The 15,745-nt window shown below is 36.2% G+C and carries 14 protein-coding genes and 2 pseudogenes; all 16 read right to left on the reverse strand.

What is annotated here, in order from left to right; all coding sequences use genetic code 11:
- Positions 1–590: 590 nt before the first annotated feature.
- The gene (locus tag I6N95_RS24745) at positions 591–2,504 is read right to left on the reverse strand and encodes a leucine-rich repeat domain-containing protein (RefSeq protein WP_209532529.1); all 1,914 of its coding nucleotides are present in this window, start codon (positions 2,502–2,504) and stop codon (positions 591–593) included.
- A gap of 96 nt (positions 2,505–2,600) precedes the next feature.
- Positions 2,601–3,227: pseudogene (locus I6N95_RS24750) on the reverse strand (IS6 family transposase); the annotation flags it as partial.
- Positions 3,228–3,445: 218 nt separating this feature from the next.
- Positions 3,446–4,240: a CPBP family intramembrane glutamic endopeptidase gene (locus I6N95_RS24755; protein ID WP_209532532.1), complete on the reverse strand. Its 795-nt coding sequence runs from the start codon at positions 4,238–4,240 to the stop codon at positions 3,446–3,448.
- Positions 4,241–4,428: 188 nt separating this feature from the next.
- Positions 4,429–5,054, reverse strand: a pseudogene (locus tag I6N95_RS27265) (DDE-type integrase/transposase/recombinase).
- 213 nt (positions 5,055–5,267) lie between these two features.
- Complete coding sequence (locus tag I6N95_RS24760) at positions 5,268–8,309, reverse strand: hypothetical protein (protein ID WP_209532534.1); 3,042 nt, start codon at positions 8,307–8,309, stop codon at positions 5,268–5,270.
- 84 nt (positions 8,310–8,393) lie between these two features.
- A complete protein-coding gene (locus tag I6N95_RS24765; protein ID WP_209532537.1) occupies positions 8,394–8,627 on the reverse strand; it encodes a hypothetical protein in 234 nt (77 codons plus the stop codon).
- Positions 8,624–9,241 (reverse strand): hypothetical protein, encoded by a 618-nt coding sequence (locus I6N95_RS24770; protein ID WP_209532539.1) that lies wholly within the window; start codon positions 9,239–9,241, stop codon positions 8,624–8,626. The genes I6N95_RS24765 and I6N95_RS24770 overlap by 4 nt, the downstream gene beginning before the upstream one ends.
- Positions 9,242–9,302: 61 nt before the next feature.
- Positions 9,303–10,847: a LysM peptidoglycan-binding domain-containing protein gene (locus I6N95_RS24775; protein ID WP_209532541.1), complete on the reverse strand. Its 1,545-nt coding sequence runs from the start codon at positions 10,845–10,847 to the stop codon at positions 9,303–9,305.
- A 36-nt stretch (positions 10,848–10,883) separates the two neighbouring features.
- Positions 10,884–11,192, reverse strand: coding sequence for a recombinase family protein (locus I6N95_RS24780; RefSeq protein WP_209532543.1), 309 nt, complete (start codon positions 11,190–11,192; stop codon positions 10,884–10,886).
- Between the two features lie 13 nt (positions 11,193–11,205).
- A complete protein-coding gene (locus tag I6N95_RS24785) occupies positions 11,206–11,751 on the reverse strand; it encodes a recombinase family protein (RefSeq protein WP_209532544.1) in 546 nt (181 codons plus the stop codon).
- A gap of 35 nt (positions 11,752–11,786) precedes the next feature.
- On the reverse strand, positions 11,787–12,158 hold the full coding sequence (locus tag I6N95_RS24790) for a hypothetical protein (RefSeq protein ID WP_209532545.1): 372 nt from the start codon (positions 12,156–12,158) through the stop codon (positions 11,787–11,789).
- Positions 12,159–12,276: 118 nt separating this feature from the next.
- On the reverse strand, positions 12,277–12,663 hold the full coding sequence (locus I6N95_RS24795; protein WP_209532547.1) for a hypothetical protein: 387 nt from the start codon (positions 12,661–12,663) through the stop codon (positions 12,277–12,279).
- Between the two features lie 51 nt (positions 12,664–12,714).
- On the reverse strand, positions 12,715–13,431 hold the full coding sequence (locus I6N95_RS24800; protein WP_209532549.1) for a hypothetical protein: 717 nt from the start codon (positions 13,429–13,431) through the stop codon (positions 12,715–12,717).
- A 67-nt stretch (positions 13,432–13,498) separates the two neighbouring features.
- Positions 13,499–14,113: a hypothetical protein gene (locus I6N95_RS24805; RefSeq protein ID WP_209532551.1), complete on the reverse strand. Its 615-nt coding sequence runs from the start codon at positions 14,111–14,113 to the stop codon at positions 13,499–13,501.
- Positions 14,110–14,952, reverse strand: a complete 843-nt coding sequence (locus I6N95_RS24810) for a hypothetical protein (RefSeq protein ID WP_209532553.1) — start codon at positions 14,950–14,952, stop codon at positions 14,110–14,112. The genes I6N95_RS24805 and I6N95_RS24810 overlap by 4 nt, the downstream gene beginning before the upstream one ends.
- Before the next feature lie 91 nt (positions 14,953–15,043).
- The gene (locus I6N95_RS24815) at positions 15,044–15,745 is read right to left on the reverse strand and encodes an LPXTG cell wall anchor domain-containing protein (RefSeq protein WP_209532555.1); all 702 of its coding nucleotides are present in this window, start codon (positions 15,743–15,745) and stop codon (positions 15,044–15,046) included.

Here is a 15,745-nt window from a genome sequence, read left to right on the forward strand (position 1 = left end):
CGTTCTAGATATGAGTGGGACATCATTTAGAGTTGAAGATACAAAAGAATGGCTTAAATAGTCAATTTAAGTGGACCTATTTTCAACTGGTAGAGTGGACCGTTATTGAGTTGACATAAGCATGTATTTGAGACTCTGTTCAACATGCCCTTTTTCATTCCCGTTAAAAGCATTCGTTGCTTATGCAGTCCCAATTTCAATCTCCGACAGAGTGATCTCATCAAGGCGCTTATCGATTTCTGGCGTATATTTTCTGTGTGATCTTTCAATTGTATCAAAAGTTGGTGCGCTTAATAATTTATCCTTGGCGGCTAAAGAATCAGGGCTACTTCAAGATCTTCCGGATTCTTTAGGTATTGGTTCCAGTAATGCCCAACTGTTTTGCGATTGAACGATTGGATCTTCCTGCTTCTTTTAATCGTATAATGGTTAATTTATCCAAAATGATTGTCTCTCCTTGAACCTCCAATAGAAATATGTCTACTTCTATTGTGGTGAAAGTGGACCGTTTTTCAATTCGATTTACTTTAATAAGTGGCCCCATTTTACACTAGATGGACCCTTTTAAAAAACGTTACAACAGAACCAATTTACCTAATAGTAAACACTTTATCGGATAAAATATCTAAATTATTTATAGGAGTATTGTAAATATTTAAAAGTTCCAAATTACTTAAAGCATTTAAAGGTTCCACATCAGTGATATAAGAGTTAGATACATCCAAAACTCGTAAATTAGAAAAAGAATCTACGAAGTCTAAGGTATTTAACTGACTATTTGGAATAATCAAAGTTTCTAGGTTAGTCATACTATTGATCTTATCTGGTAGTAAAGTTAACCCATAATCAAACGAAGACATATATTTATTATCTTTCCAGACAGAAAAATATGAATTCTCGTCTATTTCAAGATATTTTAAGTTGGGGAAAGGTAATTGATTCAGCCTCCCTAACGCTAAATAAGAGTCTAGTAAGGATAGCTCTTCAATTGATGGCATAAGTTCAATTTGTTCAGAAATACTATCAAAATCAATAGTGCTATCTTGAAGAACTATTTTTTTAAAGTTATCTAAGTAACTAAGAGAAGATAGATTTAGAAGGTTAGAAGAATTTTTTATTGTCAATGTTTCTAGTTCTAGTAACTTACTTAAATTGTCTAAATCTAAATCACTTCTCGTTCTAACTGATAAGTCCTTTATAGTAAGTGATCTTTCTATGATTTCTAAAAATCCCCCAGAAATGGTCACCTCTGTTAAGTGATTTAGACTATCTAAATCTGCAGTGCGAATATTATCTGAATTAGATTCAAAATGTAACGTTTTCAAATTTTTTAATGACGCAATTTCTTCGATATTATTAAGCATATTATTTCCTGATAAATGTAAGGAAATTATAGTTTCTTTATCAGCTATATCTCTAATATTATGAATAGCTGTATCTTCTAAGGTCAACCTTTTTAACTTAGGCATATTTTTAATAAAACTAGTATCCTTTAACATATCACCAGAGTTTATCGACAAATTTTCTAAATTTGTCAAACTGTGTAAACTTGAATAATCAGAAACCTTTGATACATTAAAAAGTGACAAGCTCTCTAAATTATTGAAATTTGATAGCCACGAGATATCTTTTAGATAATAACCATTTATAGTTAGAGAAGTAAGCTTGTCTAGCTCTTTTAGTTTATTAGGAGTAACTTCTTCAGCTAAGTAGGTAACTATTAAATTTTCTAAATTAGTAAGTTCCTGTAAACGTAGAAGCTGGCTATCATTCCTAATCTGCGCTTTCAAATATTTTAACTTTTTAGGATGAGGCAATGCACCCATAATATCATCTAATGATTGATTAAAATAACCTCCATAAAAAGTTAATTGATCAAGTTTTTTTAAGGAAAAATTATAGCTCCCTTCTATATTGGAAGTATTGTTAAAATTCAGATATGTTAATCCGCTAAAACATGTAAAGTCTAAGATATCTAAAGTCAAATCATAAGGTAAAATAACTTCCTCTGTTTCAAAATAATTATAAGGATTATTCCATACTTCGAAGCTATAAGAAACGCTCCAAACATCATTGCTTTTATCTTCAGAAAGCTTCACAGATAGATATTTAATCTTTTTTAACTCCTCAGTTTGAATTTTATCAATAGATTTTCGAAAAATCTGTTCTGTAAAAGCTATGCCTGCCTCAGATTCTGGCTTTTCTCGATAAGAATAAGTGTCAATCTTACTAATTGAATTGGGAGAGCGTCCGATTATTTTAGGAGTAACACCTAAAATAAAAAAAATTGTAACGCTCAAAGTTGCAAGAATAAAGAAAGCGATTATTGGAAGGTGGCTAATCGCTTTCTTTTGATGAGTATTATTAATTGTATAGTTATTGGTAATATTTTTTTCATCATCAATAATAAATTCTGATTGACAAGAGTTGCATTTTAGCAAATTATCATTTATTAATGTTAATTTCCAACCGCAATTTGAACATTTTAAATCAATAAATTTCATAGTAACTATCTCCTCTAGTAATATTAGATTAATGGTTCTGTTGCATAGTTTAGAATAAGTGTGAACGTCCCATGGAGGTGGATTATAAACAATATTTCCCATCAATTGTTTGAGTTCACTGCACACAGAAAAGCAAAAGAAATTTTCATCTTTTCAGCTTTTTTGTATAGAGCCTGAATAGTTTCCATTCCTTTGATTGCAGCAGAATCTGTCCTTATAGACCGATATAAGTTGTGTCTTTTCTTGATAGGCCGGTGATCTTGTTCAATGATATTATTCAAGTGTTTACTGCTCCGGTGAATCGTTGACTCAAAAAAATCATCAGATTTTAACCGTTTAAAAGAGCAAGCCAGCGATGGAGCTTTATCCGTGGCAAGTACCCTCGGCTCACCAAATTGTTTGATTACTCTCTTGAAAAATCCATACGCAACTTGACTGTCATTTTTCTTACGTAGCAAAATATCGAGTGTTAGCCCCAAAGAGTCAATCGCACGATACAATTAATATCACTTATCCTTCACTTTAACGTAGGTTTCATCCATTCGCCAAGAATCACCTGCTGCTCGAGTTCTTTTTTTCCAAAGACAGTTAGACGACTCGACTATATTCTTGAACCCATCGGTAAACAGTGGCATAGTAGACGTCAATCCCACGTTTACGAAAGATTTCTAAAGCGTCACGATAACTTAAGTTCTATCGTAGATAGTAGCCTACAGCTACCATGATAATGTCTTATTTGAATTACTTGCTTTTTAAATAAGCCATGACTATTCTCCTTAGATGCTATTTCTTTCCATTTTACACTAGATAGTCCCATTAGAAAAACTTTGCAACAGAACCAAAAAAATAAGCTTTAGGTAAAAACAAAGATGATAAAATATTCGAGGAGTCATAAAAATAGTACTAAGAATGATATTCGTGTTATCTATTGAAAATAGTTTTCATTCAAACAATCGCAAATTTTCACCCATCATTTTTGGTCTAAGACACCACAAAGTATAAATCAGTGGTACGACTCCATAAATAATAATGAGTGAACCCCATTGAGAAGATCCAGCAATATCAGCTGTGGGAGTCCATAGAGTAAAGTTATTCATAAAATGAAAAAGTATACTATAAAATATCGACCCAGTCCTTAATGTTAACACGGCTAAACAGAGACCTAAAAAGAAAGCATAAAAAACCTGTTGATTCACAGCTAATATAGTTGGTGCATTTGGCAATAATAAATTGAAATAATGAGTTAAGGAAAAGAATAGTGCACTAATTAACGCTATTAATAGTGGTTTCCATTTAGAATAAGGTAACGCTAAAAATAGACCATTTATTCCAAATCCTCGGTCTCTTATTTCTTCGAATATCCCAGCTCCTAAAGCACTAAAAAGTGATGCTAAGACTAATATAAAAGGCTGGTTAATTACTTGAGGTAGCTCAGCTATAAAATCTATGCCAAATAGAACCATAGGTACAATAAATATTAAGCCTTTTGTTTTTAATAAAATATTAAAATTAATGCCAAAGTTTATTTTTTTGTTGAATAGTCTATTACTTAGTTGATATACTCCTAAACTAATAATTAATACTATTATAAAATAAATTGTTTGATAACATGGTTTACTTTGTAAACCTGGATTTGAATATAGAATTGCTAACGTTATTAGCTTATACAATAAGTAAAAAGCTGTCATCCCCCCTACGCTTAGCCACATTTCTTTCCAATTAACTTTGTTTAACACACTCGACTCCCCTTTTCTCACTTTCTTTTTTTAGAATAACTCTCTGTATATAGTTATGCAGGTTCAGAATCAATCATTCAAATGTCGTAGTAATAAAAAAAATCATCTGATGCAATAATCAACTCATCAAATATGCTTCTGTTGCAAAGCTATAAATAAGAAAAGGCAATGTTTCTCGTCAGGTCATTTTAAGCCGGTATCCCCATTAATTGTTTGAGTTCATTGTATACTGAAAAGTCGAAGAATTTTCTTCGACTTTTTTTGTATACAATGAATCCTCGCTATCCCTTTAACTATAGCAGAAGTGGGCCTTCTGAACCGATAAAACTTATGTCTTTTCTTGATAGGACGATGATATTATTTAAGTATTTACAGGGTCGGTGAATCACGAACTCACAAAAATCATCAGATTTTTAGCTACCTGAAAGTGTAAACCAACAATGGCGCCTTATCCGTGTCAAGCAACCCCGGTTCACCAAATGGTTGGCTTAACGGCTTGAGGAAGATGCAGGCTGCTTGACTATCACGGTTCTTATATAGCCAAATATCGTGGGTCAGCTCTGATGAGGCAATCGTAGGTTACGAATAGTGCCACTTGGCCTTCACTTTAATGTAAACCTCATCCATTCCTCAAGAGTCACCTACCATGCGGTTTTGTTTTTTTAAAAGACATTGAGCGATTTACTATACTCTCGTCCTCACCAGTAGATAGTTGTGTAGCGTTTCAGAAATTCTACTTTCACGAAGAATTTCTAAAACGCTACGGTAACTTACGTTGGTACCATAGATAGCAGCCTGCGGCTATCAGACTAATGTCTTTCTTGAACTATTTGCCTTTAAATGGATCATAACTGTTCCCCTTAGACGCTATTTCTTTCTATTTACACTAGATGATCTCTTTAGAAAAACTTTGCTCGCCCCGCCCTCTTTTCTTTTTTTCCTCTTACTAAAAATTCTACTTTATTGACTATTGTTGTCTATCAACTTGAACATTGGTATGAATTACTGTTTAATAAACACATTATACTTATGGGTTGATCTCGTATATTCCATTCTTACCATAATTCCAGCCATAGTATCTTGGTGTTTCTGAATTGGAGAAACTAGGAGTCAAATAGACGGTTACCCAGTATTCTGACTGTGATTTGCCATTTAATACAATCTGACCAGTGCTCTTATTTAACTCATTATGTGGAAGATTCGTATCCGTTAGTTGGAAGCCCACCCATTCATAGTATTCTGGTATCACTGGTATAATATAATAATACCAATGATCATCCGCTAAGGACACTAAGATTTTGTTATAACTTGACATATCACCATCGCGTGAAGGTCCTTTAATAGATAGTTCTTCCTTTGTAGATGTCGTGGTTCCTAAAAGGGCATCTTTTCCATTAATGGCTTTCGCAAATCCTTCTGTTGGTACGACCAGTTCATTTCGCCTATTTATAACAACTTGTTGATAATGAATGGTTAAGGGGTCTCGAATTAATTTAATTGTAATAGGTGCTTCTATCACTTTTCCCTTTTTTGTAAACGTTAAACGGATATTAGGATAGTCTCCCGGCAAAGTCGCACTATTAATTGTCGCTTTATCTGTAGAATTAACTCCAAGGCCCGTAATATTATCTTTATCAGCTAAAACTGGTGGAACATCGCCAGTTTGAGCGTTAGCTTTAAATTGATACACTTTAATCTCTGAATTTACCCAAATTTTGTTATTAGTTTCTTGATCTGCCAAACGTAATTCTTGAGTATAGTCTTTTGCATAGATGACGACGTCATTAGCCTCATCTACGACCGTGCGATCATCTGTTACAAATACCCAAATCCGATTTTTCACAGTGGTTGTCGTAGAACCTTTATATTCAATATCTAATGGATAAGGTTTAGCTACTGTTGCCTGTCGCAGTGTTGTTAACTGATTAGTATCTGTGAATACTACCTTAGAACTCAATAGAGGGGGAGATTTAGTACTATCCTCATCATAGATAGCGTCTTTTCCGTTCCATGCTTTAGTTTGGGCTAGTTTTTTGATTGCATCATCTGTTGATAAACTAGTCGCTACATCATCTACATGAATAGAAAAGTTAGCCACATCTAAATAATAGTTATCTTTTTCTTTGGTTTTATCTGTGAGGGCATTAATGACATTAGACGTCACACTTGATTTTTTATTATCATCTGAGACAAAAAATGTTACATGTTGTGGCCCTGTTTTTGTTGTGTCTAGTCCAAGTGTATCCCAATCTATATTGGGATTTCGTACAACCCCATCAGCATCATAAACAATTTTATTCGGATTCTTATTAATACGTTCTCTTAACCACTTCATATCCTTTTGTCCTGATAGGTTACCAGGACTTAGTTCATAACTATCATAGACTGAAACGTTTGTTAATAATTCTTGTTGTATCTGTTCTTTTGACTTTTTTTCAATATTTATTTGATTAGATGTTGATTTAATAGCTGGAGCGTAGTCGGGTACTAATTTGATTAGTCCATACAGCGCATTCTGTTCCGTGACTGTAGATCCAGGATAACTTTCTTTCCACCCATCTTTTGGTTTGTTTGTAAAATCTCTAGAAGTACCATACCCATATAGAAATAAGTTATCCGTATCTTGGCCCGCTATTATATTTGAAATACTTACAGTTCCTGTTGCATTTATACCACGAGCACTTAGAATGTTAAAGTCTTCATCAACAACTCCTATATAGATATCGCCTTTTTTAATTCCATATTCAGCAAGTACTCCCCCATTATCTCCATATTGACCGTATATCATATATTTACCAAAATTTGATAAAGTCTCTGAGACACCAATACTGCTATTTTTCGGAAAACTCAACAATACCTGTTGTTTATTACTACCATAACCCATTCGTAAATCTTGTTTAACAAGCTCGGTTTTTTCTGCGTAAATTTTCGTTAAATAGAGTTCAGATGTTGTTGAAATTGCTTCCATCACTCTAAAAGTTCTTAATCCTGTCTGAACAATGTTTTCTCCCATGGGAACAAGTTCCAATAACTCTCCATTGTCATTCCAATGACCTAGATATGAATTGTATTGATTAATAGTATTTCTAAAGTCCATTTTCCCAAAAAAACCACCATTAACACTATCATATCCTGGAGAAGATAACCAAGAACCCCAAAAAGTTCCTCCCACTTTCAGATAATTAATTTTGTTGGGTATTTTTAAGTGCTTTTTCAATTTAAATACATTATTTTCTAAATACAGTATATCATTCCCTTCGTTTGGATTTCCATTCCTATTATCTACGTATCCGTAAGAATAATATTGATTTCCAGTTTCACCAACAAACGGTTTTATAAGAGTTGATAACTGATTATTAGTCGTAATATTTTGAGTAATATCTTGCCAGTTAACATTCTGAATAGTTTTTTTTAGAGCATCCACTTTAAAATTTATTTTTCTTAATGCATTATTTCCCACAAGAATATTATTTGATCTTCCAGTGTAAATATAGCTATACGATCCATCAGTTTCTTTTAAAAAAGGGGACTCTCCACCTGCATAATCTCCTTGTGGACCATTACCAATAGTATTATTGGTATCTGTGGGCATTCCAGTTACCATATTTTTATTATCTGTGATCTCCCCAGTCTTACCATCGAAAATCGCAATAGTTAATGTCATTCTAGCAGGTGCCGTGTTTAGAATAGCATCATTGTCGTTTCTTGTTGCAATGCTCATCAAATATTTATTGTCTCCTAAGTACTCTGTCATTGAAACAACATCTTGCTGCTTAGTGCTATACGCACCTAATACTCCTTTTGACACCGAAACACTTGGAACCTCATTTTGAACATATCCCTTATACAAAGGGTCACTTGTTAATATTGTCTCCCATAACTTAGTGTCGTCCTCTTGTAAGTTATATTCATCGGCTACTCCTGAATCTAACTTCACCTTATTAGTCGGATGCGCACTTATTTTAGATGAGTGACTCTCTTTTTTATAGTAGTGACTGACGCCAAATAAGAAGAAGACAGACAAACCAAGTAGGATGAGTTTTCTTATTATCTTTTTGTGTTTCATCATTTTTTTATTTTTCCTCCTATATCTTATAGCTCCATAGAATCAATTGGACCACTAATAGTAACCGGTAAAAAGTAATTATTTTCATTATCTATTACTAAATCCTATTTTTTCGCTTGTTGAGGAGCCCCTCTTCAGTACCTCTTTTAATTGGCTGATCTGCTGATTCGCTTCAATTGTCATTTGTTGCTCTGCCATCAATGCTTGTTCCATTTCTGCTAACCGGCAGTTCTTTTCCTTTAGTACTTCTTGAAAAGACATGATCATCATATCCATCGTTTCTTTCAAGTCATTCCCTGTTTCCTTCAATGAGGTTGTCACATCTTGTCCTCCTTCTTCTGGTTACTCTCTTGCTGACTCATTGTCTGTGTTTGTCCATCCAAGAGATTATTTAAATGAAAACAAGCCTCCTCACTCGCTATCGCCACCTTCACTAGTTGTTGCTGATACTCATTTAGGGCTTGCAAGGGTTTTTCCGTTTTTGACCGTGCTTCTCGTCTTATTCGTTTACTCGAACCACGTTGTGAGTATGGCTCAACTATTGATAGACTCGATTCCGATAAGGCATCTGATAAAGCTAATGCTTGCTGCACAATTGCTCTGGCTTCCTTTTTCGCACTAATCAAATAATGGCCAATCATCCCATCGATAGAACGTCCACTTTCTAAGACACCTCCTAGTAAAATTCCGATGTCAATTTGTTCTTGAATCAACGGGTTAGATAAACTTCCCTCTTTTGTTAAAAGCTGTTCTAGTTGACGAATGACCACTACTAATTGCCGATTGATATCTGTCGTTAGTTGGAGTTGCTTCTCTAGTTTAGACTTTGCTGTTACTACTTCTTGTAATTCAAAATCAGACTGGGTGACAGAATGACCCGACTTACTGTCTACTAAATCACTTGTGTCAGTCAGATTATCTTGTAATAGGCTCATTGGCACGTCTCCTTTCATTGTGCGAACAGAAAGAAGCTTCTGACTCATGGCGACTCTTTCTCTAATGAGGAATTATCAACATTTGGCCTGGACTTAACTCTTCCGTCTGTAAATGATTGGCCGCTTGAATGGCCATCACATCTACCTGATATTGCTGAGCAATTTTGTAAAGGCTCTCTCCTTTAACAACGATATGATCTAACGGAGCTGGCTCACTTAATTCAGGTTCAACCACTTCATTATCAGTAGATTCTTTCGACTCTTCTTCACTCATAATCGAAAGAATCGCCTCCTTCGGCAAAGTTAGGTAAGTCCCTGCATAGATAGTCGTGTCCGTCAAATTATTAGCCTGTTGTAAGGCATCTAGCGTTACACCATAGTTAGCCGCAATCAATGACAGTGTTTCTCCTGATGTTACTAAGTGTTGATGTTGTTTGTCTGTTTGCGAGGTCTGAGGTAGCTCGACTGAACTAGTAGAATCAAACGTTGGCATCACCGTACTAAAGGTAGGAGTTGTTATTGACTGACTGGTACTCCTATGTGAAACTGAGACAGTCACGTCCTCTTTTGGAAGCGAAAAAACAACTAACATTCCACAGCCTCCTAACAAACCAGCTAAAATTGCCACTTTTCTAAGTGATTTTACATGGGGACTTTTTTTATTTTTTTGTGCTCGTGTTTTTATGAGACCTTCCCCCCTTTCTCCTTTTGAGGTGGGGGGGGAGGTCAACAATAGCGGATCGTCTATGGTCGGCTCTTTATCAAGTTGTAAAGACAGCTCTTCCTCCTTTTTTTCTTCTACCAAGTTGATTTCCTTGCTAGTGTCCTTTTTTGAATGCATTTGTTTCCTCAGTTGAAGCTGATACCCCTCTGACCAAAAAGTCTGCTGTTCGTTATGAGACATACGCTGAATGTTAAAATAATAATCATCGTAAGCCAGCAACACTTCTAGAACATCCCCATACTTCATAAGTTTTCCAAATTCTAACCATACCAATTTATCACAATAGCTTTCTATTCGTTTAATTGTCTCTGTTTCTATCCAGATACTGGCGCCCATTACTTTTAATTTTTCTAAAAAAAGAAAGACTTTAATAAAAAAATCTTCTTTTACTACTAATAATTCTTCTTCAATATAAATCATGGTTGGTGTCATATGTAACAGTAGACTGATTGAAAGTTGAGCTTGTTCTTCTAATGTATAGTGAGATATCGTATCAGACAACCGTGGGCCCAACTCTGAAAATTCGCTGATTTTTGTACTCAATTCTGATAGTTTTTTGCGTGGAACTCCCCATTCCACTAATTGTTTATGTATATAGAGCTCACCTGTTTGATGACCATTTCGACTGTCTGGTAACGACAATCGCCTTACTTGTTCAACACTACCTGATACAAATCCTTCAGAAGGAGAAATTTCTCCTAACAATATAGAGCCAAGAGTTGTTTTCCCCGCTCCTTTGCTCCCAATAACGCCAACGATTTCACCGAATGGCTGACCAAAAGTCACTCGATCAAGTACCAGCCGCTGACTAACCCCCTCATGGCTGGTGACAACATCGTGGTAATGACTAATTCCCACTATTTTCCATTTATCTTTTATCACGTAACTCCCCCATCTTTTTCAGTTTGTCTATCTTGCTTAAAATAAACCGGTTATAGGCCGATGGCCATCTAAATGCAAGTAAGTGCTCCAACTTAATACTTGTATACCGTTTCGCTTTAAGTAAGTGAGAATTTCACTTGCTTCTACAACATTACTCCCAAACACCTGAAGACTAGCAACGACCACCTGATCGCCCGAATCTAGTTGATTCATCAATTCATGAAGTTCTTTCTCTTCATAACGCTCATCAATAAAAAGCGCCGCACAAGGGTAATCCATGACAATCTTCAGTTGCTCATTCGTTGCTAAGGGGAATTGTCGTTTTACATACCCATAAATAGTCATTGATTTCCCCTTTTCATTTTAGTACTGAGTGTTCCATATGATGACTATCTTCTAGTAAGTTTATATATTTGTGAACGGTTCCTAAAGATACGCCACACTCAATAGAAATATTGCGAAATGTCATTTTCTGTGCTCGTAAGTACTGTATTTTCTTGATCGTCTTTTCATTGACTGTTGGGCGCCCGCTCTTCCGCCCTAGTTTATACGCTTTTTCTAACCCATCGTGAGTTCGCTCGCTCATCACTTGTTTTTCCTGTTGAGCTAGTTGAATAAGTAATGCTTTATAACAACTAGAGGTAATCTGTGTAGTTTCCCAAAATGTTACCGTCACAGTCGGCTCCTCTACTAGTAAATTTAACTGAGTGCCTAGCTGATTGACTAACAAACCGGTACTCAATAGATTAATCACAACCAGCTCATGCCCCTGAGCACAAGCGATAGCTTGTTCCCATTCTTTCAAATATTCTTTAGAACTAGGCGTTATCACTTTCTCACAGCCAATCTCATTTAACAGAATGTCTTCCTCTTCTTTTCCTCGAATGGTGTATCCTATTTTCACCACATAGCCCTCCTTTTCATGACACCTTTAACTTTTTACTCAACATGAAACGTTGATTTATTTTTCAGCACAGTACTACGGCTCTCCAGTTGTGAACTAAGACATGTTCCATAGGGTGGGTGCGCTAATACATCTAATAGTTCTTCATGAATAAGTGTTAACTCTTTTATCTCGTTATACACCGTTTGAGGAAAAACAACTCGTTTAGGAAATGATTTGTAGTGGCCCTGAGATAACAAAGACTCTTCTTGATCGCAATCTATAAACTGTCGTAGGCGAGGAGAATATTTAAAATCGTACCAGCCATTAGGAAATTGGTCTTGATACGATTGCCACGTCCAGGCTAGTCCTTTCAAAGAGACTTTTAATTGTTCATATTCATCATAAGATATTCGTTTTCGCTTCATTCGACGTCATCCTTTTCCATTCTCACATTCCTATAAACGATTGACCACTCTGGCCATTTATGAACAAGCTACAACAAGACACAGAGAAGCCACTACTCAATTAGTTTGTTCCCGTTTGTTATTCTGCCGTTTTTATCGGTTCTTGCAGACTGTGAACAAATTTTAGGTGACTTGCAGTCGCTTTAAAGACATAGTCCTCATGTGTATTTTCTTTACAAAACATACCTGAAAAATCAGTGAAGCTTACTTCTTCCAAAGCCAATTCATTCAGAGACTTGCAGGCCAGCTTTATGTCTGGTAATGTTACCACTATTTTTTCTAACTGATGACCTGTTAAAGCAACGATGACCTTTGTTCCAATACGTTTCTTCTCCTGTTCCCCATCCTGATCATCTTGGTTAGAACACTCCCGTACGTCGTAAATTGGTTCAACATTCACTAACAGAAAGGCCCCCTCATTTAAAATCATTGTTTCATTGAATACGACTTGATGAACCTTTAACATTTATATTCCTCCTTTGATTGGTTCCATCTTCCTTCTATTAGACTGATCGAACTAGTCCTCTTTCATATCGGAATAAGTAAATAAAATGATGGAAACCGTTGCGATGAGCCCAATTCCAAATTGAAGAAAGAAGCTATCTGTATAGTGTCGAGCGATTTGAAGACCTAACATCGTTATTAAGAAGGTGCCGACTAGCCACAAAATGTGTTTCACTTGTTGAACTTGTTTGCTAATTCTGTAGGCAGTTCCTCTCGATATCCCGTATCGCCTAGCCGTTCTCCGTATAGATCGATTTGATACCAACTCACTGAACACTTGCCAATACGTTTGACGCGCCTCTGGAACCGAGGATAAGCCACGGTACAGTTGACGCTCTTCTTGACTTTCTGGCTGAATCCCAATTATTTTAATGTCCCCTTTTACTTGCTGTGGAATTTCCTGCATCCATTTCATTAATTGAGCCCAGTCTGCTAACTGAAGAGTGGGGTAATCCAACACTTCCAAGTTAAGCCCCCTTGCTATGAGATCATCTAAAAAGGAGAGCCATTCTTCTGGTTGATGGCTAATATCTTCTAATTGCGATAGCAGGATAGTATCATCCACTTTTCCCATGTCAAGCGCATCCCGCAATTGACTACAGGACTGCCACGAAATTCTACTTTTATTTACCACATCATAAAAAAATAACTGAGCGCCTCTTTTTTTTAGCCGAACCTGATAAGGATGTATTTTTTCTGATTCTTTTACTCGAAAGTAACCTATTTTCATTTAGTTTGTTCTCCTATCCTCAAAAGAAATCCTGTTTTTTGGAGATCCCTTCTCACGATTACTATGGCTATTCTCTTATGGCTGACAAAGCCTCATCTACTTGTTTTAATTGCCCATTTACTGGGACGTTTCCTTCCCACCACGCCTCGCGATAGGCATAATCTCGAACCGTAATTGCTTCTACTTTCAGAATTAATTGTAGAGTATCTTGTGCAACCATTGTCGAACTTCCTTTAATTTCCGTAAAAAGAGGTACCTGATTTGTCGTAGAACTTGTCCCTAACCGCTTTAAATAGTAGTAATAGCCATCTTTTCCTTCTTTCCATTTCTGAGTATCTAAATCAACCACGATATCTGACACAGAGACTGCCTTACTTACTTGTTTGTCATCAGTTACGACTGGATGTACAAGCACTCTAACGAACATATCTTCTTTTCCACGATTATGAACAGTCACTTCTCTAGGCAATGTTGTTCCTATAGGCAAGTTAGTCGTTGCTGTATTTCCTGTATCTGTTATAGCCACCTTTAAATCGCCTAATTTATTAATAATTGGCGCCGATTGAGTATCTTTCAAATAAGCATTGGTTTCAGGTAAGGATAGACTTAAACAGAGCAGATACGTTCCTAATAGAAAGGACAAAGTTGTCTTTATCGGAAAAACACCCTTTTTCCTCATCATGTTCCCTCACCTCCCAATACAGCTTCATAACAATCATAAATCCGATTTCCCACAAGCTTAGTGATCCCCCAGTCATCATAAACACCCTCGTTTACCTGCCCACCATCAGCATGAATATCTAAACGGTATAAACTACCTTTTAACCCATTTGGCGCACGGTTTTTTAAGTGAACTTGATCAACTAAAACAGTTGTTTGATTGCCAGGCTGAACACTCTGAGAATAAAAATAGTACCCACGGCCATTAATTTCTTCATATAACCAATACCCACTTACCGGTGGTGTTAAAGGATCAACCATTCCCCATGTGTAATCAAGATACCCCAGCTCCATTGGACGATTCGTTTCTGTTTGCTTATACTCGTAAGTAGCTAATTTTTTTGTTTCATAATAAACAAGTTTGTCTGGGGTATAGCGGGCATTAATTTGCCAGGTAGAGGGGGTCTCTAATTTGACTTCTGTCTTACCACCTAAATCTGCATACTCCGCTAAATGACCATTCCCTGTTTGATCCGTCGTATCAACCGCCAACGTCAGCAATACTTCTTCTAAACTCACTCGAATAAAAGCAGGCGCTTCTCCTATATTTTTAACCCTTACTTGGGGCGATAATCCCGACGTATTGGTTAAAACATTTCCAGATAGATTCCCTTGTACAGCCACTCGAATGTCTTTTTCATTCGGACTTTGCATCTTATTGTGTAGCCATTTCGCATAACTACTCCAAGCAAAGGTGGCATTAATGATTAAAACAAACGTAATCAATGCCATGAAACTACCAAAAAAAGCTTTATTATTTGTTAACGACAGTCCACTTCTCTTTTGTTTTTTTCGTGTCATACCCGTTCACTTCCTTTTTACTTATTCCATAGTTTCATCAACTGATTGGAGTGCCAATCAGTTCATGAAACCATACAATAGGGTTGTATGGTTAGGTTCTTACTTGCCTTCTTTTTATAGCATAAAGACTCAATGTAAGACTCATTAAGCCAATTCCGAAACCAATTATTAACCAACGCCACTCTTCCCCTGTCTGAGGTAAATAGGGTGGTTTAGGCTTGGGTGACGGTTTTTTGGATGGCTTAAGTGGTTCTGATTCATTCGTAGCATAAAATATCCAATAAAAATCAGCTTCACTCGGTTTCTCCCATTCTTCAACTGAATAATGAGTCGAGACCTGAAACGTCGCTTTTAACTGACGCGTTTCCCCTTGTGAGTATTCTCCCAACTCAATGGGAAGAGTATAGTCAGCAGAGGTTGGCCTCCCCATTAAATCGCCATCATAGACAACTTTTCCTGCCAATTCTAATTTGACCGTAATAGCCTCTAATAAATTGATTGCTCCACTAGTTTTTTCTTCCTTCATATCCATTCGTAACGTATAACTACCTTCTTTTTGAGCATAATTACTAATGGTAATGTCTTTGGTAAATGTTAAACCCGGTTTAATATCGGTATGTTCGACGAAGTACTTTCCATCTTCACCTACTTTTAATCCAGTATCATCCCCCACAATAATTCCCTTTGGAAGAACCTCCGTACTTGCAAGTACGGAGGCTCCTCCAAAGAAAAATCCTGTTAGAAGGCAGAAGATACTAACCATTATTCTTATACGACGTTGCTTTAATGGCAT

Source organism: Vagococcus allomyrinae (genome assembly GCF_017829975.1).
Classification (GTDB): Bacteria; Bacillota; Bacilli; order Lactobacillales; family Vagococcaceae; genus Vagococcus_D; species Vagococcus_D allomyrinae.

Excerpts from the sequence above, each read along its gene's own strand:
- I6N95_RS24745 (WP_209532529.1), bottom strand. The coding sequence starts at position 2,504 with ATGAAATTTATTGATTTAAAATGTTCAAATTGCGGTTGGAAATTAACA.
- I6N95_RS24760 (WP_209532534.1), bottom strand. The coding sequence starts at position 8,309 with ATGATGAAACACAAAAAGATAATAAGAAAACTCATCCTACTTGGTTTG.
- I6N95_RS24770 (WP_209532539.1), bottom strand. The coding sequence starts at position 9,241 with ATGAGCCTATTACAAGATAATCTGACTGACACAAGTGATTTAGTAGAC.
- I6N95_RS24780 (WP_209532543.1), bottom strand. The coding sequence starts at position 11,192 with ATGACTATTTATGGGTATGTAAAACGACAATTCCCCTTAGCAACGAAT.
- I6N95_RS24790 (WP_209532545.1), bottom strand. The coding sequence starts at position 12,158 with ATGAAGCGAAAACGAATATCTTATGATGAATATGAACAATTAAAAGTC.
- I6N95_RS24795 (WP_209532547.1), bottom strand. The coding sequence starts at position 12,663 with ATGTTAAAGGTTCATCAAGTCGTATTCAATGAAACAATGATTTTAAAT.
- I6N95_RS24800 (WP_209532549.1), bottom strand. The coding sequence starts at position 13,431 with ATGAAAATAGGTTACTTTCGAGTAAAAGAATCAGAAAAAATACATCCT.
- I6N95_RS24805 (WP_209532551.1), bottom strand. The coding sequence starts at position 14,113 with ATGATGAGGAAAAAGGGTGTTTTTCCGATAAAGACAACTTTGTCCTTT.
- I6N95_RS24810 (WP_209532553.1), bottom strand. The coding sequence starts at position 14,952 with ATGACACGAAAAAAACAAAAGAGAAGTGGACTGTCGTTAACAAATAAT.
- I6N95_RS24815 (WP_209532555.1), bottom strand. The coding sequence starts at position 15,745 with ATGCCATTAAAGCAACGTCGTATAAGAATAATGGTTAGTATCTTCTGC.